This is a genomic window from Citrobacter sp. MGH104, from assembly GCF_001034485.1.
Classification (GTDB): Bacteria; Pseudomonadota; Gammaproteobacteria; order Enterobacterales; family Enterobacteriaceae; genus Citrobacter; species Citrobacter freundii.
Map to the genome: position 1 here is coordinate 681,083 of NZ_KQ089818.1, position 20,237 is coordinate 701,319.

Sequence of the window (20,237 nt, forward strand, 5' to 3'; positions counted from 1 at the left end):
ACGATCTCAAAAGCATTATCGAACCGATCCACTATCATTGAAAGGATATATTCTATCAACGTAGAACACTAATAGTAGAAAGCTAATAAGGAAATCATTATGCGCTACTCGAAACTCTCTCTGCTGGTTCCATTTGCACTACTTCTCAGCGCCTGTACGACCGTGACGCCGGTCTATAAAGATAACGGCACGCGTAGCGGTTCATGCGTAGAAGGCGGGCCAGACAGCGTGGCTCAACAATTCTATGATTACCGTATTCAGCATCGAAACAATGATCTTACCCCACTTCGTCCATACCTTAGCGACAACCTGGCTAAACTGCTGACCGACGCCAGCCGCGATAATGCACACCGCGACCTGTTTAACAGCGATCCGTTCTCCAGTCGGGCTACGTTACCGGACAGTGCCAGCGTCGCCAGCGCATCGACTATTCCGAATAGTGATGCACGCAACATTCCGCTACGCGTAGAGCTGAAACAGGGTGACCAGAGCTGGCGTGATGAAGTGCTGATGATCCGCGAAGGCCAGTGCTGGGTCGTTGATGATGTACGCTATCTGGGCGGCAGCGTACACGCGCCAGCCGGGACGTTGCGCCAGTCTGTCGAAAACCGTTAATCGCGCCATTTACTCGCCCAAATCATAACCCCCATTAATTGTCTGGCATTCTGCATAGAATGCCGACAATTATTCTTGCCCACTGGTGGCCCCGCTATTTTGTGCTATGTTTAGAGAAGAATGCGGTTTGCATTTAACTTTTAACGCATAAATATTGCATAACTATTCTGTCAAAGGTAGTATCTGCGGCTTCAATAGCTATCAGACTGCCAGTATCGAGTGTCAATGAGTATTCAATTAAACGGCATTAACTGCTTCTACGGCGCACATCAGGCGCTGTTCGATATCACGCTGGATTGCCCTCAGGGTGAAACACTGGTGTTACTTGGCCCAAGTGGAGCCGGGAAAAGCTCGCTACTGCGCGTACTCAACCTGCTTGAGATGCCGCGCTCGGGCACGCTCTCTATTGCGGGTAACCGTTTCGACTTCACGAAAACCCCGTCAGATAAAGCCATTCGGGATCTGCGTCAAAACGTGGGCATGGTCTTCCAGCAATATAATCTTTGGCCGCATCTCACGGTGGTGCAGAACCTGATTGAAGCGCCCTGCCGCGTACTAGGTCTGACAAAAGAGCAAGCGATGGCGCGTGCCGAGAAACTGCTGGAACGACTGCGTCTGAAGCCGTACAGCGATCGCTATCCACTGCATCTGTCCGGCGGCCAGCAGCAGCGTGTGGCCATTGCCCGCGCGTTGATGATGGAACCACAGGTGCTGCTGTTTGATGAGCCTACCGCAGCGCTTGACCCGGAAATCACCGCCCAAATCGTCAGCATCATTCGTGAGCTGGCGGAAACCAATATTACTCAGGTGATCGTCACCCACGAAGTGGAAGTTGCTCGTAAAACGGCCAGTCGCGTGGTGTACATGGAAAACGGTCATATCGTCGAGTTTGGGGATGCGAGCTGCTTTGCCAACCCGCAAACCGAAGCGTTTAAAAACTATCTTTCTCACTAAGATTCGGGACAATACAATGAAAAAAGTTCTGATTGCCGCGCTAATCGCAGGTTTTAGCCTTTCCGCTACCGCAGCCCAAACCATTCGTTTCGCCACCGAAGCGTCTTATCCTCCGTTTGAATCGATCGATGCTAACAACAAGATCGTAGGGTTTGACGTTGATCTGGCGAATGCGCTGTGTAAAGAGATTGACGCTACCTGTACCTTCACCAATCAGGCCTTCGACAGCCTGATCCCGAGCCTGAAATTCCGTCGTTTTGACGCGGTGATGGCCGGTATGGACATCACGCCTGAGCGTGAAAAACAGGTTCTGTTCACCACCCCTTACTACGACAACTCTGCGCTGTTTGTTGGCCAACAGGGTAAATACACCAGCATTGATCAGCTGAAAGGCAAAAAAGTCGGCGTTCAAAACGGGACGACGCACCAGAAATTCATCATGGATAAACATCCGGAAGTGACTACCGTGCCGTATGACAGCTATCAGAATGCCAAACTCGATCTGCAAAACGGTCGTATTGACGGCGTCTTTGGTGATACCGCAGTAGTAACAGAGTGGCTGAAAGACAATCCAAAACTGGCCGCGGTTGGCGACAAAGTCACGGATAAAGATTACTTCGGTACTGGTCTGGGCATCGCTGTGCGCCAGGGCAATACCGAGCTGCAGCAGAAATTTAACGCTGCGCTGGAAAAAGTGAAGAAAGATGGGACTTACGAGACCATCTACAACAAATGGTTCCAGAAGTAATATTTGATGAATGAATTTTTTCCTTTAGCAAGCGCCGCCGGGATGACCGTCGGCCTTGCCGTTTGTGCGCTGATCATTGGCCTTGCGCTCGCCATGTTTTTTGCCGTCTGGGAGTCAGTAAAATGGCGCCCGGTGGCATGGGCGGGCTCGGCCCTGGTCACCATCCTGCGCGGTCTGCCAGAAATTCTGGTGGTTCTGTTTATCTATTTCGGCTCCTCACAACTGCTGCTGACGCTGGCCGATGGCTTTACGATCAATCTCGGGTTTGTACAAATCCCGGTTCAGATGCAGATCGAAAACTTCGACGTCAGCCCGTTCCTGTGCGGTGTCATTGCACTGTCATTGCTGTATGCCGCTTACGCGTCGCAAACGCTGCGTGGCGCGCTGAAGGCCGTGCCACTCGGGCAATGGGAGTCAGGTCAGGCGTTAGGTTTGTCTAAAGCCGCGATCTTCTTTCGTCTGGTGATGCCGCAGATGTGGCGTCATGCCTTACCGGGACTGGGTAACCAGTGGCTGGTATTGCTGAAAGATACCGCGCTGGTCAGCCTTATCAGCGTGAACGATCTGATGTTGCAAACCAAGAGCATCGCTACCCGTACCCAGGAGCCGTTTACCTGGTACATTGTGGCGGCCGCTATTTACCTGGTGATTACGCTGGTGAGTCAGTACATTCTCAAACGCATTGACCTGCGCGCGACACGTTTTGAGCGGAGACCAGGATGATGCTTGAGTATTTACCTGAATTGTTGAAAGGGCTGCATACCAGCCTGACGCTGACGGTCGCCTCCATCGTGGTTGCTCTGGTACTGGCGCTGATCTTCACCGTCATCCTGACGCTGAAAACGCCGGTACTGGTGTGGCTGGTTCGCGCTTATATCACGCTGTTCACCGGTACACCGCTGCTGGTGCAAATCTTCCTGATCTACTACGGACCAGGACAGTTTCCGGCATTGCAAGAATATCCGGTACTGTGGCATCTGCTCTCTGAACCCTGGTTATGCGCCTTAATTGCGCTGTCGTTAAACAGTGCGGCCTACACCACGCAACTGTTCTACGGCGCTATCCGTGCAATCCCGGAAGGCCAGTGGCAGTCCTGCGGTGCATTGGGGATGAGCAAAAAGGATACGCTGGCTATTCTGTTGCCGTACGCCTTTAAACGCGCCCTCTCCTCATATTCCAACGAAGTGGTGCTGGTATTTAAAAGTACCTCACTGGCTTACACCATCACCCTGATGGAAGTCATGGGTTATAGCCAGCTGCTGTACGGCCGTACTTATGACGTTATGGTATTCGGTGCTGCGGGTGTGATTTACCTGATCGTCAACGGCTTGCTGACGCTGATGATGCGCTTAATAGAGCGTAAAGCGCTGGCGTTTGAACATCGGAATTAAGCATATGCCTGATGGCGCTACGCTTATCAGGCCTACGGTTCATGCACCTTTTGTAGGCCGGATAAGGTGCTAGCACCACCATCCGGCAAATATGCATAAATTAAAATAATAAAGACGGACAACAACCTAAATTGTCCGTCTTTTTTTATGTCATTAAAAATATCTAATCATTTTTATTGCATATAAATTCATTAAATGGCATTGTTAATCCACGCCGCAGACACGGTAAATAATCATAAGATTGACAGACGGGAGTTCCACCATGAAAAAGTTAGTACTGGCCGCATTACTTGCTACTTTCGCCGCTGGCGCCTCAGCTGCTGATAAAATTAGTTTCGGTGTATCAGCCACGTATCCGCCATTTGAATCACTGGACGCCAGCAATAAGATTGTCGGTTTTGACATCGACCTGGCAACGGCGCTGTGCAAACAAATGCAGGCAGAATGTACTTTCACCAATCACGCTTTCGATAGCCTGATCCCCGCGCTGAAATTCAAGAAATATGATGCGGTTATTTCCGGAATGGATATCACACCTGAGCGTAGCAAGCAGGTTGCATTTACTCAGCCTTACTATGCCAACTCCGCGCTGGTGATTGCGAAAAAAGACACCTATAAAACCTTTGCCGACCTGAAAGGTAAGCGCATCGGTATGGAAAACGGCACCACCCATCAGAAATACCTGCAGGATAAACATCCTGAGGTGAAAACCGTGGCCTACGATAGCTATCAGAATGCGATTATCGACCTGAAAAATGGCCGTATTGATGGCGTATTTGGCGATACTGCTGTGGTTAACGAGTGGCTGAAAACCAACCCGCAGTTAGGCGTAGCCACTGACAAAGTAACCGACCCGCAATACTTCGGTACTGGCCTTGGCATCGCGGTTCGCCCGGATAACAAAGCCCTGCTGGAAAAACTGAACAGCGCGCTGGCGGCAATCAAAGCTGACGGCACGTACCAGAAAATCAGCGATCAGTGGTTCCCGCAGTAACGTCTGCCCAATCTGAAAAGCCGCGCTCTGCGGCTTTTTTTATCTCTTCGCCTGCGCTTTCAGTCAGTTCTTACGCCATAAACACTTTCCTGGCATACACTTGTTAAAACGAAAAAAAGTGAGGCAAACGGATGATAGCGTTCCCTGCCAGTTTACTGATCCTCAATGGAAAAAGTGCTGATAATCTCCCCCTGCGTGATGCCATTGCGAAGCTTCGCGATGAAGGCGTGGAAATCCATGTTCGCGTGACCTGGGAAAAAGGCGATGCCCAACGCTACGTTGATGAAGCTCGTCAGCTAGGCGTTGAAACGGTGATTGCCGGCGGCGGCGACGGCACCATCAACGAAGTTTCGACGGCGCTGATCCAGTCGCAGGGCGACAATATTCCGGCGCTGGGTATTTTACCGTTGGGAACGGCAAATGATTTTGCCACCAGCGTGGGGATACCCGACGACCTTGATAAGGCGTTAAAGCTGGCTATCGCCGCAAATGCGACAGCGATCGATATGGTGCAGGTCAATGATAAAACCTGTTTTATCAACATGGCGACCGGCGGCTTCGGCACACGTATCACTACCGAAACGCCGGAAAAACTCAAAGCTGCGTTGGGTGGCGTATCATACTTTATCCACGGATTAATGCGCATGGATACGCTCAAACCCGACGTCTGCGATATTCGTGGGGAAGATTTTCACTGGCAGGGTAAGGCGCTGGTGATTGGTATCGGTAATGGTCGTCAGGCTGGTGGCGGGCAACAGCTTTGCCCAACGGCGCTGATCAACGATGGTCTGTTGCAACTGCGCATTTTTACCGGCGAAGAACTGTTGCCAGGGCTGCTTTCGGCGTTAACGCAATCCGAAGACAACCCTAACATCATCGAGGGCGCATCATCGTGGTTTGATATCCGCGCCCCACACGAAATTACCTTTAATCTTGACGGCGAACCGCTCAGCGGACAGGAGTTTCATATTGAAATCCTGCCTGAGGCGTTACGTTGCAGACTGCCGCCGGGTTGTCCACTGTTGCGCTAACACAACGACACCCCGGCTGTAATCAGGCGATGGTAACTTTGCTGTCCAGATAAACATCCTGCACGGCGTTAATCAGCTTAACGCCGTCGGCCATGGTTTTCTTGAATGCTTTGCGTCCAAGAATCAGCCCCATGCCGCCTGCTCGTTTGTTAATCACCGCCGTACGTACCGCATCACTGAGATCGGTTTCGCCGCCAGCCGCGCCGCCGGAGTTAATTAACCCGGCGCGCCCCATATAACAGTTCGCCAGTTGATAACGTACCAGGTCAATTGGATTCTCGCTGGTCAACTTGGTGTAGACGCGATCGTCGGTGTAGCCAAAATTAACCGCTTTATACCCACCGTTATTTTCCGCCATTTTCTGCTTAACGATATCCGCTCCGATAGTGGCAGCCAGATGGTTAGCCTGTCCGGTAAGATCGGCAGAAACATGGTAATCCACGCCATCTTTTTTAAACGCGGAGTTACGCAGATACGCCCACAACACGGTAACCATACCCAGCTCATGGGCGCGCTCAAACGCGGCCGAAATCTCCTCAATCTGGCGGCGAGACTCCTCAGAACCGAAATAGATGGTTGCCCCTACCGCAACCGCGCCCATATTGAACGCCTGCTCTACGCTGGCATACAGCGTCTGGTCGAACGTATTCGGATAACTCAGCGTTTCGTTGTGGTTAATTTTAACGAGGAACGGAATGCGGTGCGCGTAGCGACGGGAGACAGAAGCCAGCACGCCATAGGTCGATGCCACGCAGTTACACCCTGCTTCGATAGCCAGCTCCACAATATTCTTCGGATCAAAGTACAGCGGGTTAGCCGCAAACGATGCGCCAGCGGAGTGCTCTACCCCCTGGTCCACCGGTAGAATCGACAGATACCCTGTCCCGGCCAGTCGACCCGTGTTATACAGCGTCTGCATGTTACGCAGCACGGCAGGCGGCCGATTGTTATCCACCATCACACGGTCGACGTAATCATGTCCAGGCAGGTAAAGTTGATCAGAAGGAATGGTCATACAACGATGCTGTAAAAGGTTGTCGGCGTCTTTGCCAAGCAACTGCGCAATATCAGTCATAGCTATGCTCCCGTAATTTCCGATTTGAAACCGGAATGTGGATTGTCCTGACCCGCCTTTTTGCGGGCAGCATTAAGCCTGGTACCGACTGCGTATTTTTTCCATCTTTAGCGCACTTTTCAGCAACTTCTGCTGGCTCGATTCAGGAAGAAATAATGTTAAGGCGGTCAAATTTAGACCGCAAAGGTATTTTAAAGGTATTATCAGATGGTACTATCAATGCGTACCTTACCTGTCATGAAGGATTTAAAGATGAAAACTACAGTTAAGCTGTCGTTCATGATGTTTGTAGAGTGGTTTATCTGGGGCGCCTGGTTTGTACCGCTGTGGCTGTGGCTGAGTAAAAGCGGCTTTAGCGCCGGGGAGATCGGCTGGTCCTACGCTTGTACCGCGATCGCCGCGATCCTGTCGCCCATTCTGGTCGGTTCAATCACTGACCGCTTTTTCTCCGCGCAAAAAGTGCTGGCGGTGTTGATGTTCGTCGGCGCTATTCTGATGTACTTCGCCGCCCAGCAAACCACCTTCAGCGGATTCTTCCCGCTGTTACTGGCCTATTCGTTGACCTATATGCCGACGATTGCGCTGACTAACAGTATTGCTTTTGCCAACGTACCGGACGTTGAGCGTGATTTCCCGCGCATCCGAGTGATGGGAACCATCGGCTGGATTGCCTCTGGTTTGGCCTGTGGTTTCTTACCGCAAATGCTTGGCTATAGCGACATTTCACCCACCAATATTCCCCTGCTGATCACTGCCGGAAGCTCTGCACTGTTGGGCGTCTTTGCGTTCTTCTTACCGGATACGCCACCAAAAAGTACCGGCAAAATGGATTTCAAAGTCATGCTGGGTCTGGATGCGCTGATCCTGCTGCGCGATAAAAATTTCCTCGTCTTTTTCTTTTGTTCTTTCCTGTTTGCGATGCCACTGGCGTTCTATTACATCTTCGCCAACGGCTACCTGACAGAAGTCGGAATGAAAAACGCCACCGGTTGGATGACGCTGGGCCAGTTCTCTGAAATCTTCTTTATGCTGGCACTACCGTTTTTCACCAAACGATTTGGCATTAAAAAGGTATTATTGCTTGGTCTTATTACTGCGGCGATCCGCTACGGATTTTTCGTTTACGGTGGTGCGGAAGAATATTTCACTTACGCCCTGCTGTTTCTCGGCATTCTGCTGCACGGTGTCAGTTACGACTTCTATTACGTCACGGCCTACATCTATGTCGATAAAAAAGCTCCGGTTCACATGCGCACTGCAGCGCAAGGGCTTATCACCCTCTGCTGTCAGGGATTCGGCAGCCTGCTCGGTTACCGTCTGGGCGGCGTGATGATGGAAAAAATGTTTGCTTACCAGGAACCGGTTAATGGTCTCACCTTTAACTGGGCTGGCATGTGGGGATTTGGCGCGGTCATGATTGCCGTCATTGCCGTGATGTTTATGATTTTCTTTCGCGAATCTGACAAAGAAATCACCGCCATTAAGGTGGACGATCGCGATGTAGCGTTGAAACAAGGGGAAGTAAAATGAAAGCAGAACGTATTCTCGGTGCTCTTTATGGGCAGGCGTTAGGGGATGCGATGGGCATGCCGTCGGAACTGTGGCCAAGAACCCGGGTTAAAGCCCATTTCGGTTGGATCGACAGTTTTTTGCCAGGTCCGGCGGAAAATAATGCCGCCTGCTACTTTAACCAGGCAGAGTTTACTGATGACACGTCTATGGCGCTGTGTCTGGCAGATGCCCTGCTTGAGTGCGACGGAGAGATTGTACCCGACGTTATTGGTCGCAATATTCTGGCCTGGGCAGAGCGTTTTGATGCCTTTAATAAAAACGTGCTCGGCCCGACCTCAAAAATTGCGCTCAAAGCCATTCGCGACGGCAAACCTGTCGCCGAACTGGAGAATAATGGCGTGACCAACGGTGCGGCAATGCGCGTTTCGCCACTGGGATGCCTGCTAACCGCCCGCAATCTTGATGCCTTTATCGATGATGTGGCAATGGCCTCCAGCCCGACGCATAAATCGGATCTGGCTATCGCGGGAGCCGTTGTGGTCGCGTGGGCGGTATCGCGGGCCATCGACGGAGGAACATGGTCGGAGATTGTCGACGCACTACCTGCCATTGCCCTGCACACGCAGCACAAACGAATCACCACCTTTAGCGCATCGCTTTGTGCACGCCTTGAACTGGCGCTGAAAATCGTCCGTAACGCCGACGGCATTGAGTCCGCCAGCGAGCAGTTGTATCAGGTTGTGGGGGCAGGAACCAGCACCATTGAGTCCGTGCCTTGCGCCATCGCGATGGTCGAACTGGCGCAGACCGATCCCAACCGCTGCGCCATTCTGTGCGCGAACCTCGGCGGCGATACCGATACCATCGGAGCGATGGCAACCGCCATTTGTGGCGCGCTGCACGGCGTCGACGCGATTGATCCAGCATTGAAGCAGGAGTTGGATGCGGTTAATCAGCTGGACTTTACCCGCTACGCCAACGGGTTAATACGACTGCGTGAGCAGCGGGAGGCGCGATGAGCACCACGCGCCTGCAACAACTTCTCTCGCAGTTACGTACACAGCGGCCTGTAACGGTGGTGGGTGCAGCGGTGATTGATGTCATTGCCGATGCGTATGCCCTTCCCTGGCGAGGCTGTGATATCGAACTCAAACAGCAAGGCGTGAACGTTGGCGGCTGCGCGCTGAATATTGCCGTAGCGCTCAAGCGTTTAGGTATCGACGCCAGTAATGCGTTACCGCTGGGTCAGGGGGTGTGGGCCGACATTATCCGCAATCGGATGGCAAAAGAGGGGCTGCACAGCCTGATCGACAACGCCGAAGGCGATAACGGCTGGTGTCTGGCGCTGGTGGAACCGGATGGCGAACGTACCTTTATGTCCTTTAGCGGCGTTGAGAATCAGTGGAATGCCGCCTGGCTGGCACAGCTGGATATCCCGCGTCATAGCCTGGTGTATCTCTCGGGTTATCAGCTAGCGTCCCCGTGCGGTGAATTGCTGGTGCAGTGGCTGGAAGGACTGGAAGAGGTGACACCGTTTATCGATTTTGGCCCGCGCATCGGCGACATTCCCGAGCCCTTACTGGTACGAATTATGGCCTGCCGTCCGCTGGTGTCACTTAATCGTCAGGAGGCGGAAATTGCTGCCGAGCGATTTGCATTGAGTCAGGATGTGGAAGGTTTTGGCGCAGAATGGGTGCAGCGTTTCACCGCACCGGTGGTAGTGCGTCAGGATAAAGACGGCGCATGGTATTTCAGCGCACAGACATCCGGCTGCGTACCGGCATTTGCAACGGCGGTCATTGATACTATCGGCGCAGGAGACAGCCATGCCGGCGGCATGCTGGCCGGACTAGCGTCTGGCTGGACGCTGGCCGACTCAGTGCTGTTAGGTAACGCGGTGGCGTCCTGGGTAGTTGGGCATCGTGGCGGCGATTGCGCCCCATCACGCGAGGCGCTACTCCTCGCACACAAAAACGTATAGATCGCTACGACAGTAACTGATGCTGTATTCAATAGGCCGTTGCTGCTGGTCAAGCGCTACCTGCTTGATCACCAGTACCGGCACTTTACTATCCATTTGAATGTGCGCCTGGAACTCTGCATCCGGCATTCTGGCGCTAACGCGTGAGCGCGTACGCTGTGGGAAAATATGCTGGCTACGAAAATAGTCATACAGAGAAACACCAATGGCATCCACATCATGAATTAGATGTGCGGGTACCCAAGACTCTTCAATAGATACTGCGTCTTCGTCAACGTAACGAATGCGTTTGAGCAGAAAGACATCACTTCCTGTGACAACTGCCAACTGCTGTGCCACCTCTTCCGGGCAAGGTACAATTCTTTTGTTAACCCACAACGTATCCGGTTTTTTACCGCGCAACACCACCTGCTGAGAAAAACCGCGCGCTTCTTTGAGCGAATACTCGAAGATATTGTTGATTTGCGTTCCGTAACCGCGGGCACGTGTTACTACACCCTCTTCTTCCAGGGCCTGCATCGCCTTGCGTACCGTAATCCGAGAAACGCCGGTCAACTGGCTGAGGTCGCGCTCGCCGGGCAGGATATTGCCGTGTTCCAGGATCCCACTGCGCACAGCATTCTTCACCGTCTGCGCAAATTTCATATACAGCGGCGTGTTATCCGCCGCTGAAATACGTTCATTCAGTTGTGCGATAAGCTGGGTATGCGCTTGTTCCATTTATCTTTTCCCTGGCCGCCGTTTCTGCAGCCAGTATACCCATTACCACCACGCGTGAAAATGATGCACCGGACCAATTCCCTCGCCAACTTCCAGCGTGTCTGCCTGTGCCAGCGCCGCTGAAAGCCACAGTTTGGCTTCCTGTACGGTATCGGCCCAGTTGTTATGGCGCGGACGCAGGGCTGCCAACGCCGCCGATAGCGTACAGCCGGTGCCATGGGTATTTTTGGTCATCACCCTCGGCGCGGTAAAACGCTGCTCGCCTTCGCGAGTAAAGAGCCAGTCGGGGCTTTGCGCGTCATCCAGATGACCGCCCTTCATCAACACCGCCTCGCAACCCAGCGCCCGTAGCGCTCTTCCCTGCTCTAACATCTCCTGCTCAGTCTGCGCATGCGATGCCCCGAGCAGTGCAGCAGCTTCGGGTAAATTAGGGGTGATAATCGAAACCTGTGGCAGCAAACGGTTACGCAGCGTTTCTACCGCCGAGGGTGACAGCAACGGATCGCCGCTTTTTGCCAACATCACCGTGTCCAGCACCACATTTTGTACCCGATGGCGACGCAAACGTTCGGCGACCGCTTCAACAATATCCGTCTCCGCCAACATACCAATTTTTGTGGTGTCGATACGCACATCACTCAACACAGAGTCCAGCTGCGCAGCGACAAAGTCAGGTTCAATACGATACACCGACTGCACCCCGCGCGTATTTTGCGCCACCAACGCCGTAATAACGGAACAGCCGTATGCGCCCAGCGCCGAGAAGGTTTTTAAATCGGCCTGAATACCCGCGCCACCGCTTGGATCGGTTCCGGCGATCGTTAATGCGTTAATCCGTTTCATGCTTACTCCTGGGCGTTCAGGTTATAGAGGGCGTCGAGAAATGCCGGGACAAAGCTGCCCGGTCCGTTTGATTGCTCGGTGGCGATTTGCCCGGCCTGTTTCATCCAGCTACAAGCGGAGGCGACGTTATCAAGTCGGTCACCACACAAGGCACAACTGGCTGCAACAACCGCTGATAGCGCGCATCCGGTGCCCACCACGCGAGTCATTAACGGGTCGCCGCCGTCCACGCCAACGGTACGCTGACCATCGGTGACGTAATCCACTTCGCCGGTAACCACGACAATGGTCCCAATCTGACGAGCCAGCGCCTGCGCTGCCGGAAGCGCAGCGACAGCTGTATCGGTTGTATCCACGCCGCGTCCCCCACCGTTCATGCCGGCGAGAGCAAGTATTTCCGAAGCGTTGCCACGAATAGCAGCAGGCTGTAGCGACAGTAAATCCAGACAAAAGCGGCGGCGAAACTCAAGCGCGCCTACGGCAACGGGATCGAGCGTCCACGGGGTTTTAGCATGATAAGCCCGCTCAACGGCGGCGCGCATCGCCGTGGCCCGCTCCTGAGTTAAGGTGCCGACATTAACCAGCAATGCACTGGCAATAGCGGCGAATTGGCTGGCTTCTTCAGGTTCGATCACCATCGCTGGCGATGCGCCCAGTGCCAGTAATGTATTGGCAGTAAAGCTTTGCACGACCTCATTGGTCATACAGTGTGTGAGCGGGGATAGGGTTCTAAATTGGTGCAAAGTGTGAGCCGCGAGCGCGCGGCTGTGCAGGTCAGGCTGCATGGTTCAGCTCCTGCCCGCGCGAAGAAGGGACACGGGCAGTGTCAGACTTCCCTACGCTGGCATTATCCAGATCAGGTGGTACGGGTATTTCTCAGCCTTCACCAGGAAGGGCACCCCGAGTCGTTGAAACACAAACGTAATATGCTGGTTTCAGTAACAGGATACTGCCTGTGCTTAGCGATGTAAATTGGCGTACTATCCGCCCCCAAAGTGAAACTACTGGTCAAGATTGCTGCAATTCTGTACTTTCATTTACACTTTTTACGAAATGACTGGAGTGATCACAAAATAGTGCTTGTCAGACATCCGGTATGCCAGGAATGATACATGACTGATTTTGATGACCCGAAGAGGTAGAGAGGATGGGTATGAAGAATAAAATGTTGCTGGGTGCACTTCTGCTTGCAAGCAGCGTCGTCTGGGCCGCGCCAACCGCAACAGCTGCCCCCACCGGTATCGATAAGTATGAACTGAGCAGCTTTATTGCTGACTTCACCCATTTCAAACCCGGTGACAAGGTTCCACCACTGTATCTCACCGAAGAATACACCATTAAACAGTGGAATCTACGCAATCTGCCCGCGCCGACGGCAGGCACCCACTGGACCTACATGGGCGGCGCGTATGTGCTGGTCAATGATGCCGATGCTAAGATCATTAAAGCCTACGATGGCGAGATTTTTTATCACCGCTAATCGAATAAAAACACGTACTTTCAGCAAGAAAGTACGTGAGATAACCACCAATCAATTAGTCGTAAGATACCGCAAAGGTCACTTTACTTTGTACGTCACCAGGCTGTAGTGATTCTCCTGTTACGCGAACATATTTCGCAGTGATGGGAAAAGTGTAACTACTTTTGATTTCAGTCAATTTAGCTATTTTGTTCATCAGCGTATCCCCCAATTTCAACGGCGATGTCGCACTGCCGTTAAAAATCTGGAAACCCACTCCCTTTGCGCCATTCATTACGGTATTTTTCAGTATCGTTCCACTGCTATCCCAGTCGCCGCGTACCACTTTAAAACTCACTGGATTGGTAGTGACGTTATTGATGCTTTCGCATTTCAGTTCCAGTTCTGTGGAACCAGATTTAGTATTGTTTGCGCTTAACATTTCTTTTAGCGTCGTATTCGGCATCTTAATTTCGTATGTCGACTGGGAGAAACGACAGGTTGTTGGTTTGTGCTTGACGGTAAATGTAATATTTTGTGCGTAAGTATTTTTACCACTCAGTTTACCTGTCAACCAACACCATAGCCACGCCCCAAGACTCTTCCGACATGAATTATCAGCTAAAATATTGATTGCCGGACGCCCCAAATTTATCGTATTACCACTAGATATCGTTAAATCAGCACTGCCAGGTGTTATATATGAAACTTCAAGAATAAATGGTTTTGAGTTAAACGCCTCTTGTGTTGTATATGATTTTGAGGCAATTACCCCTCCCCCATTACCCGTCGCAACAGGAAATTCAGTGTTTTCGAGCATGTTAAACTTTAGAAAAATAGATTTATTCGCACCGGGCTCCTTCAATTCTACGACATAGTTTTGAAATGGCGTCGTATAATCCATAAAATCTGTATTTTCATTACATGAAAAAGTATCGTTTAGGTTTGTGTTTATTACAAGACGAACAGGAGAACCAACCGTTACTGTCGTCATGTCCAGCTCTATCGTTTGTTGTGCTGATGTATTCGAACCTAAGGTACATTTAGCCTGCCCCAAGAAAGGAAGCAACCATAAAATTAAAACCCAATATTTTTTCATAAACGAATCCCTTATCGGCAAATATAGACTTTATTCTCATCAATCACCTTATCGAAGATAATCGTGCAGAATTGTCCCTGCTTTTTATTAACCACGACGCGTACCGATGCGGGAATGTCGTTGGTGCGAATAAATAACCGACTGCCCTGGCCGATAAGACCGACGTTATTACCTGCGCTATCTTCAACCTCATAGCCGAACGATAACGGAGAGCCGTCTGGTCGTTGGGCGAGGAAATACCATAGTTTACGCCGATCGGTTTCAAACTCCGTCATCACGACCGCGCCGCGATAAGGGACAGTAGCTTTACGATTACCCAGCAGCGCCACGTCGCTTTTACTGTCGGACAAATCCAGCATCAGCATATTTTCACGATACGGCGTCAGGCTGTCATACACAGCGTAACCTTTGCTGTCCGTTGTTAAGTAACGATGTCCCTGCACCGCCGCCCCCTGTAAACCCGGCGCTTTAACAATGGCGAAAGTATCGGAAAGCCGGGACGTCAGCGCCACGCCGTCAGACCACACCACAACACCGCCCTGAATATTACCGCTGGCCTGTTGATACTTATTCGACTGGCTGTAGCTGCCGCCTATGGTCGCTATCTGCGCGCGCCAAGCCATATTACCGCCCGCAGTTGTTTCATTCCCCTGCCGCTGATGGCTGAGGTTGGCGCCGTAGCTAAACTGATCGCGATTACCCGCCACCCCGCTTAAGCTGGTGTTATTCGACTGATAACCGTCATCATCGAATGTCGTTGAGTTAGAGACAAACAGATCGCGGCGAGGGGTAGATATCCCGTCCCCCCACGAGAATGGGATGGAGATATACAGGTTAAAACGCTTATCCTCGTGATTATCCTCATCGTACGTTTGGCTAACGGCAAAGGTATAGCTGATACGTTGCCAGGAGTTCGAATAACTTATTTGATAATCTTTACCCGTTCCGCTGCGTTGCCAGTAATCACGCCACAAACCGCTTACGGCCAGAAATCCCAAGTCGCCAGGCAATGCCTGATTGATGTTCAGGGAAAAACTGTTCTTACGGCCAAAGTCATTCTGATAATAATCAGCAATGTCATAAACATCATTTTCATCGCGGTTGTAGCTATTTTTGTTATTCGCCCAAACGTGATCGTTAAAGGTACGATAATCCCGCGAAGAGTAGCGAAAGGCCGCCAGCGCAAACTGAGTTCCGGTCTGTGCAACATATTTATTCCATGCTACCTGATAACTCTGTCCGTCAAAAACGCCGTTATCCTGCTCACTGTGCGATCGTGTGGCGTCTACCGAAACCGCACCAATTGGCGTATTCCATCCTGTGCCAAGCACAAATGAATAATAGTTATCCGATAACATTGAGCCGCCATAAACTGTAAGCAGATTGTTCAAGCCATAAAAATAACTACCCTGCATAAAATCAGACTGATTACTCGCACCTGCAATATCGCTACGTCCGGCAGCTAAATCATATTTCGCCACACCCGTCTGCAACATATTCGGTACCGATGAATAAGGTACCAGGTAATGTCTTATCGAACCATCTGCCTCTTTAACACTCACATCCAGATCTGCACCACCGCCGGCAAGCTGCAAATCATCAATAGCAAATGGGCCTGGAGAGACCTCTTTTTGATAAATCACAAAACCGTTTTGTTCGATGGTTACCAGCGCGTTGCTCTGGGCAATACCACGTACTACAGGGGTAAAATTCTGTTTTGAGTTCGGTAACATTTGCATATCACGCCAGATACGCACCCCGCGAAAGCGTACCGCGTCAAAAATATCTGCCCCGGTATACATGTCCCCGGCGCGCAATGTACCGAGAATTGACGGAATACCACGTTCCACATATAACGTATTACTTTTCCACTCACCGCTACCTTCGTTGCCTTTGGTATAGTTGGCATTCGAATGCAACTGCCAGCCAAGCAAATTCAATCCGCTGTTCAGATTAACATAGCTACTTTTATCATTACCGCCGTGTTTATAATCACTGTAATACTGGCTGACATAATAAGCCGTATAAAACGCATTTATTCCACGATCCCAAGTTTCTGGAGGCATATAACCCGGTTCATATTCGTTCACAAATGCCTGAGGTACGCTCAGATTTAATGCAAACTGCCCAATATCATACCCTATGCTGCCGCCCTGGACTGCTGAACGTAGCGAAACACAATCCACGCTTTTATCCGCTTTAATACCGTCGGTACGAATGCCTATCTGCTGTAATTGTGCCCAGGATAAACATGTTTCATCGGGATCGGTTTTAATATTAATATCATACTGACCACGCCACTGATTATTCAGATAAACGTCCATCTCGTACATGCCTGGCATGGGCTTATCACCATCAATTAGATAGCGTGATATTTTTTCACCATTTAAACCACCAATCATAAAGTGGGTGTCAAACGTTTCTTCTTCAGCCCATACAGATGATGAAGTCGCCAGCACCGACAAAATGGCCAGTGTAATCGAATTAATCTTTGACATAGCCAGTCCTTGAGCTATTTTTCAGTTTTGATTTTTTCACTCAAATAATTGCCGTGATCATCAATAAGCGTAACATTGTAATGACTCACAATAGCAGCAGTGCTCAGCATTTTTTCTGACCACGGTGCCAACAGCATAGTTTCTTTATTAAGTTTCGCTTTACCGCTAAGCTCAGGGATAGTTATCCAGTTAGCCGAATTATTCTTGATTGTAATACCGCTACCACTATTCCTGATGTTCAGTTGGGTAAAGCTATTTTTATCAACGCCGGCAATTCCCTGTGGGCGATAAATAAATTTAATACGGTTTTGCATCGCAAATTTAATGATGTTCTTACCTTCGGAATCCGCAGAGTTCGGTGGGATATCCAGCACGTTAAGGAAGAATAAACTTTCGCGATCTTTCGGCAACGTATTTGGCAACAGCTTAATTTTCAGCTGTTGGCCAGAACCACCGCTCACCTTTGCCACCGGCGGTGTCATCACAAACGGTACCTGAATTTTCTCCGGCGGCAGGTCGGTGTCACCATCATCAATCCACGACTGGACGAGTGCACTGCGATTGCCTTCATTCATTAACTGCACGGTAATCTCTTTTTTCTGCGCCGGATAAATGATACGCGTACCGTAAATATAAATCCCACCCCACGCAGGCAATACTGTGCCAGCCAAAAATAATGCTAATATCTTTTTCATTATAATTATCCTTACTACAGAAATAATCGGCGGCCGCAGCCGCCGACAAACAGGATAGTAATCTTAATCAGTAACTACGGTCATCGTAAGCGAAGAGGCAACATCACCACTCTCGACAATACCAGTTCCAACTTTCGCATAACGCGCACTAAAGTCCAGAACATATTTATTGTCGGCTGTTTTGGTTAACTGAATACCAGACTCAGGATTAACCTGTTCATTACCATAATAGACTGCAAAACCAGCACCGTTATTCGAGGCAGTATTTCGTGTAATGTATTTATTCGTGCTGTCGAATTGAGAACTGGAGAAAGTAATTTTCGGTGCTTCAGTCCCCGTACACTCTACTGTCAGTGGTACAGTAGTTTTATTTGTGTAACCATCATAAACACCACCAGCACTCAAAGCATTTAATCTGTCAGCACCAATTTGGTTCATACCAATAGTCGCGGTGGAATCACCAGTAAATTTACAGGTAGTTCCAACCACCTTACCCGTAATAATTAATTCACCCTGATCGGTATCAGCAGCAAAAGCCCCAGCGCTCATAAATACAACAGACAGAACAGCAGCAGAAATAATTGAACGTTTCATAATATCTTCCCTAATGAATTAATTTCGATTTGTTAAGAGCAGTTATCTCTTGAAAAGAAATTCTCACAGCTGAAACGTTGCCGCAATGTAAACACGTTGTTTTATTGATTTAAAACAAGTTACAAATCGCAATATACATGCAACAAATAAATCAGGATTTGTATTATTTTCAGAATTAATAAATCTATGCAATTAACTGCCAGGAAGGATTTATTCTATGCATAAAAAAACCACATATCATTCATTAAAATGATATGTGGTTAATAAAGGCGTTCTTTTTAATCGTAGCGATTGAGTACGATCTGTCGCGTGGTATCGCCAGGGACTGTAACCACTTCCGTCACCACCCCGCGCGCAGGTGAAGAAGCAACATCGTTAACAGTTGAAAAATGAAGTGTCTTGCCACACCGCTGTTGCACGTCATTATTCACAACATCGGTACTACAGGTTGGTTTGGTTACTCGTCCACTGATTGTTAAGGTCGCGGTATCGGAAGCAAACGCAGATGCACTTATTCCATAAGTCAGAATGATAGTTCCCATCAGCGAGCTAATTTTCATTTTTATCGTCACCTCTGTGGTTAACATCAAATAACATGCAGATGGCCTGTCAGCGTAATACGGGCAAAACGCGCTGTTCAATCCAATTGAAATTGTAGATTAATGAGATAGATTTGATCAATTACAATGATGCATTGAGATGATTTATTCGGAAAAAGGTATGAATTATAAACGCAGAATGAACAATATCGTAATATTTTTAAATTTAATATATTCACCGCATCAATAATACATTAATGCGGTGAATATCTGTAACGCTATAAATTACACCGCGCGGAAAGCAATCTCGCCCGGAATAACTTCTCCCTGCCAATACAGCTGTGCCGCCACACGCCCTGCAAGGTCGCGGTAAATGGCGGTAAATTCGCTGTCTGGACGGCTGATAACCGTCGGCGTACCGCGATCGAGGTCTTCACGCAGAGAAATATGCAGCGGCATTTGTCCCAGCAGTTGGGTGTGGTACTGCTCGGCCAGTTTCTGCGCGCCACCGGTGCCAAAGATTGGCTCATGATGGCCACAATTGCTGCAAATATGCATACTCATATTCTCAACAATACCCAATACCGGCACTTCGACTTTTTCGAACATCACAATGCCTTTTTTCGCATCGATCAGCGCGATGTCCTGCGGCGTAGTGACAACAACCGCGCCCGTTACCGGAATGTTCTGCGCCAGCGTCAGCTGGATGTCACCAGTGCCCGGCGGCATATCCAGTACCAGATAATCAAGATCCGGCCATAAGGTTTCCTGCAACATCTGCAACAGCGCTTTACTGGCCATCGGGCCGCGCCACACCATCGCGTTATCGTCAGTGACCAGATAACCAATGGAGTTCGTTGCCAGACCATGAGACATGATCGGCGCCATGTGGGTACCATCTGGCGAGGTTGGACGCTGGTTTTCCGCGCCAAGCATTGTCGGGATAGACGGACCATAAATATCGGCGTCCAGAATCCCCACCTTCGCCCCTTCTGCAGCCAGTGCCAGCGCCAGGTTCACGGCGGTAGAGGATTTACCCACGCCACCTTTACCTGAACTGACGGCGATGATGTTTTTCACACCATTAATACCTGGCTGATTTTTCACGCGTTTCAGCGTCGCGATGTTATGCGACAGTTTCCAGTCGATCGCTTTCGCGCCGGTAATACGCAGCAGATCGGCGCTACATTGCTCTTTTAAGTCCTCAAACGCGCTATGCCAGACGAACGGCATGACCAGCTCAACGTGCAACGTGTCATCCATCCAGGCGACGTGGTGCAACGCTTTAAGCGTCGTCAGATTATGCTTCAGGGTTGAATGCTGAAAATTCGCCAGCGTCCCGGCAACCATGGCGCGCAGGGTCTCTGGTGATTTGGCCTGGGATTGTGCGTTCATCCCGACTCCTTTTTGTTGTTCTGAATATACAATAGTCACCAGGTAGTTTACTCCAACCGCAACAATTATTCATTTACGGATAAATGCCCTTATC

General features: G+C 50.1%; 21 protein-coding genes and 1 riboswitch. Of the genes, 11 read left to right on the top strand and 10 right to left on the bottom strand.

The window, feature by feature from the left end; all coding sequences use genetic code 11:
• Positions 1–99 precede the first annotated feature (99 nt).
• The 7 genes from SK34_RS03260 to yegS all read left to right on the top strand — a co-directional run bounded on the left by SK34_RS03260 (position 100) and on the right by yegS (position 5,733).
• On the top strand, positions 100–615 hold the full coding sequence (locus SK34_RS03260) for a lipoprotein (protein WP_003027292.1): 516 nt from the start codon (positions 100–102) through the stop codon (positions 613–615).
• A 225-nt stretch (positions 616–840) separates the two neighbouring features.
• Positions 841–1,569 (top strand): arginine ABC transporter ATP-binding protein ArtP, encoded by a 729-nt coding sequence (artP, locus tag SK34_RS03265; RefSeq protein ID WP_003027295.1) that lies wholly within the window; start codon positions 841–843, stop codon positions 1,567–1,569.
• Between the two features lie 16 nt (positions 1,570–1,585).
• The gene (gene artI, locus SK34_RS03270; protein WP_003027298.1) at positions 1,586–2,317 is read left to right on the top strand and encodes an arginine ABC transporter substrate-binding protein ArtI; all 732 of its coding nucleotides are present in this window, start codon (positions 1,586–1,588) and stop codon (positions 2,315–2,317) included.
• A gap of 6 nt (positions 2,318–2,323) precedes the next feature.
• Positions 2,324–3,040, top strand: coding sequence for an arginine ABC transporter permease ArtQ (gene artQ, locus SK34_RS03275; RefSeq protein WP_003027301.1), 717 nt, complete (start codon positions 2,324–2,326; stop codon positions 3,038–3,040).
• Entirely contained in the window at positions 3,040–3,708 is a 669-nt protein-coding gene (gene artM / locus SK34_RS03280; protein WP_003840185.1) for an arginine ABC transporter permease ArtM, read from the top strand. The genes artQ and artM overlap by 1 nt, the downstream gene beginning before the upstream one ends.
• A gap of 262 nt (positions 3,709–3,970) precedes the next feature.
• A complete protein-coding gene (artJ, locus tag SK34_RS03285; RefSeq protein WP_003027308.1) occupies positions 3,971–4,702 on the top strand; it encodes an arginine ABC transporter substrate-binding protein ArtJ in 732 nt (243 codons plus the stop codon).
• Positions 4,703–4,833: 131 nt separating this feature from the next.
• Positions 4,834–5,733 (top strand): lipid kinase YegS, encoded by a 900-nt coding sequence (gene yegS, locus SK34_RS03290; protein WP_003027310.1) that lies wholly within the window; start codon positions 4,834–4,836, stop codon positions 5,731–5,733.
• Positions 5,734–5,755: 22 nt separating this feature from the next.
• On the opposite strand, the gene fbaB is transcribed toward yegS, so the two are convergent.
• Positions 5,756–6,808 (bottom strand): class I fructose-bisphosphate aldolase, encoded by a 1,053-nt coding sequence (gene fbaB, locus SK34_RS03295; protein ID WP_003027312.1) that lies wholly within the window; start codon positions 6,806–6,808, stop codon positions 5,756–5,758.
• A 252-nt stretch (positions 6,809–7,060) separates the two neighbouring features.
• Between fbaB and SK34_RS03300 the strand changes: the two genes are divergently transcribed.
• From SK34_RS03300 to SK34_RS03310, 3 genes are read left to right on the top strand one after another with little or no spacing between them, the layout of a single operon-like run.
• Complete coding sequence (locus tag SK34_RS03300; RefSeq protein WP_003027315.1) at positions 7,061–8,338, top strand: nucleoside permease; 1,278 nt, start codon at positions 7,061–7,063, stop codon at positions 8,336–8,338.
• On the top strand, positions 8,335–9,339 hold the full coding sequence (locus tag SK34_RS03305) for an ADP-ribosylglycohydrolase family protein (protein ID WP_048232354.1): 1,005 nt from the start codon (positions 8,335–8,337) through the stop codon (positions 9,337–9,339). The genes SK34_RS03300 and SK34_RS03305 overlap by 4 nt, the downstream gene beginning before the upstream one ends.
• Entirely contained in the window at positions 9,336–10,301 is a 966-nt protein-coding gene (locus SK34_RS03310; RefSeq protein WP_048232356.1) for a PfkB family carbohydrate kinase, read from the top strand. Before SK34_RS03305 ends, SK34_RS03310 begins: the two co-directional genes overlap by 4 nt.
• Here the strand turns inward: SK34_RS03310 and SK34_RS03315 are convergent.
• From SK34_RS03315 to thiM, 3 genes are read right to left on the bottom strand one after another with little or no spacing between them, the layout of a single operon-like run.
• Positions 10,275–11,021: a GntR family transcriptional regulator gene (locus SK34_RS03315; RefSeq protein WP_003027325.1), complete on the bottom strand. Its 747-nt coding sequence runs from the start codon at positions 11,019–11,021 to the stop codon at positions 10,275–10,277. The genes SK34_RS03310 and SK34_RS03315 overlap by 27 nt on opposite strands.
• A gap of 42 nt (positions 11,022–11,063) precedes the next feature.
• Positions 11,064–11,864 (bottom strand): bifunctional hydroxymethylpyrimidine kinase/phosphomethylpyrimidine kinase, encoded by an 801-nt coding sequence (thiD, locus tag SK34_RS03320; RefSeq protein ID WP_048232358.1) that lies wholly within the window; start codon positions 11,862–11,864, stop codon positions 11,064–11,066.
• A gap of 2 nt (positions 11,865–11,866) precedes the next feature.
• Positions 11,867–12,649, bottom strand: coding sequence for a hydroxyethylthiazole kinase (thiM, locus tag SK34_RS03325; RefSeq protein ID WP_048232359.1), 783 nt, complete (start codon positions 12,647–12,649; stop codon positions 11,867–11,869).
• A 31-nt stretch (positions 12,650–12,680) separates the two neighbouring features.
• A riboswitch (TPP riboswitch) is annotated at positions 12,681–12,777 on the bottom strand.
• A gap of 234 nt (positions 12,778–13,011) precedes the next feature.
• Between thiM and SK34_RS03330 the strand changes: the two genes are divergently transcribed.
• Complete coding sequence (locus SK34_RS03330) at positions 13,012–13,344, top strand: RcnB family protein (protein WP_016150637.1); 333 nt, start codon at positions 13,012–13,014, stop codon at positions 13,342–13,344.
• Between the two features lie 55 nt (positions 13,345–13,399).
• On the opposite strand, the gene SK34_RS03335 is transcribed toward SK34_RS03330, so the two are convergent.
• The 6 genes from SK34_RS03335 to apbC all read right to left on the bottom strand — a co-directional run bounded on the left by SK34_RS03335 (position 13,400) and on the right by apbC (position 20,143).
• Positions 13,400–14,422, bottom strand: a complete 1,023-nt coding sequence (locus SK34_RS03335; RefSeq protein WP_048232361.1) for a fimbrial protein — start codon at positions 14,420–14,422, stop codon at positions 13,400–13,402.
• Between the two features lie 11 nt (positions 14,423–14,433).
• The gene (locus tag SK34_RS03340; protein WP_048232363.1) at positions 14,434–16,920 is read right to left on the bottom strand and encodes a fimbrial biogenesis outer membrane usher protein; all 2,487 of its coding nucleotides are present in this window, start codon (positions 16,918–16,920) and stop codon (positions 14,434–14,436) included.
• A 14-nt stretch (positions 16,921–16,934) separates the two neighbouring features.
• Positions 16,935–17,615, bottom strand: a complete 681-nt coding sequence (locus SK34_RS03345) for a fimbrial assembly chaperone (RefSeq protein WP_016150640.1) — start codon at positions 17,613–17,615, stop codon at positions 16,935–16,937.
• A 63-nt stretch (positions 17,616–17,678) separates the two neighbouring features.
• Positions 17,679–18,209 carry a fimbrial protein YehD gene (gene yehD, locus SK34_RS03350; RefSeq protein ID WP_003844375.1) on the bottom strand — a complete coding sequence of 177 codons (531 nt, stop codon included), beginning with the start codon at positions 18,207–18,209 and terminating at the stop codon, positions 17,679–17,681.
• Positions 18,210–18,487: 278 nt separating this feature from the next.
• Complete coding sequence (locus SK34_RS23365) at positions 18,488–18,769, bottom strand: DUF2574 family protein (RefSeq protein WP_071698166.1); 282 nt, start codon at positions 18,767–18,769, stop codon at positions 18,488–18,490.
• Between the two features lie 264 nt (positions 18,770–19,033).
• Positions 19,034–20,143: an iron-sulfur cluster carrier protein ApbC gene (apbC, locus tag SK34_RS03355; protein WP_003027343.1), complete on the bottom strand. Its 1,110-nt coding sequence runs from the start codon at positions 20,141–20,143 to the stop codon at positions 19,034–19,036.
• Between the last annotated feature and the right edge of the window lie 94 nt (positions 20,144–20,237).

Excerpts from the sequence above, each read along its gene's own strand:
- SK34_RS03260 (WP_003027292.1), top strand. The coding sequence starts at position 100 with ATGCGCTACTCGAAACTCTCTCTGCTGGTTCCATTTGCACTACTTCTC.
- artP (WP_003027295.1), top strand. The coding sequence starts at position 841 with ATGAGTATTCAATTAAACGGCATTAACTGCTTCTACGGCGCACATCAG.
- artI (WP_003027298.1), top strand. The coding sequence starts at position 1,586 with ATGAAAAAAGTTCTGATTGCCGCGCTAATCGCAGGTTTTAGCCTTTCC.
- artQ (WP_003027301.1), top strand. The coding sequence starts at position 2,324 with ATGAATGAATTTTTTCCTTTAGCAAGCGCCGCCGGGATGACCGTCGGC.
- artM (WP_003840185.1), top strand. The coding sequence starts at position 3,040 with ATGCTTGAGTATTTACCTGAATTGTTGAAAGGGCTGCATACCAGCCTG.
- artJ (WP_003027308.1), top strand. The coding sequence starts at position 3,971 with ATGAAAAAGTTAGTACTGGCCGCATTACTTGCTACTTTCGCCGCTGGC.
- yegS (WP_003027310.1), top strand. The coding sequence starts at position 4,834 with ATGATAGCGTTCCCTGCCAGTTTACTGATCCTCAATGGAAAAAGTGCT.
- fbaB (WP_003027312.1), bottom strand. The coding sequence starts at position 6,808 with ATGACTGATATTGCGCAGTTGCTTGGCAAAGACGCCGACAACCTTTTA.
- SK34_RS03300 (WP_003027315.1), top strand. The coding sequence starts at position 7,061 with ATGAAAACTACAGTTAAGCTGTCGTTCATGATGTTTGTAGAGTGGTTT.
- SK34_RS03305 (WP_048232354.1), top strand. The coding sequence starts at position 8,335 with ATGAAAGCAGAACGTATTCTCGGTGCTCTTTATGGGCAGGCGTTAGGG.
- SK34_RS03310 (WP_048232356.1), top strand. The coding sequence starts at position 9,336 with ATGAGCACCACGCGCCTGCAACAACTTCTCTCGCAGTTACGTACACAG.
- SK34_RS03315 (WP_003027325.1), bottom strand. The coding sequence starts at position 11,021 with ATGGAACAAGCGCATACCCAGCTTATCGCACAACTGAATGAACGTATT.
- thiD (WP_048232358.1), bottom strand. The coding sequence starts at position 11,864 with ATGAAACGGATTAACGCATTAACGATCGCCGGAACCGATCCAAGCGGT.
- thiM (WP_048232359.1), bottom strand. The coding sequence starts at position 12,649 with ATGCAGCCTGACCTGCACAGCCGCGCGCTCGCGGCTCACACTTTGCAC.
- SK34_RS03330 (WP_016150637.1), top strand. The coding sequence starts at position 13,012 with ATGGGTATGAAGAATAAAATGTTGCTGGGTGCACTTCTGCTTGCAAGC.
- SK34_RS03335 (WP_048232361.1), bottom strand. The coding sequence starts at position 14,422 with ATGAAAAAATATTGGGTTTTAATTTTATGGTTGCTTCCTTTCTTGGGG.
- SK34_RS03340 (WP_048232363.1), bottom strand. The coding sequence starts at position 16,920 with ATGTCAAAGATTAATTCGATTACACTGGCCATTTTGTCGGTGCTGGCG.
- SK34_RS03345 (WP_016150640.1), bottom strand. The coding sequence starts at position 17,615 with ATGAAAAAGATATTAGCATTATTTTTGGCTGGCACAGTATTGCCTGCG.
- yehD (WP_003844375.1), bottom strand. The coding sequence starts at position 18,209 with ATGAAACGTTCAATTATTTCTGCTGCTGTTCTGTCTGTTGTATTTATG.
- SK34_RS23365 (WP_071698166.1), bottom strand. The coding sequence starts at position 18,769 with ATGAAAATTAGCTCGCTGATGGGAACTATCATTCTGACTTATGGAATA.
- apbC (WP_003027343.1), bottom strand. The coding sequence starts at position 20,143 with ATGAACGCACAATCCCAGGCCAAATCACCAGAGACCCTGCGCGCCATG.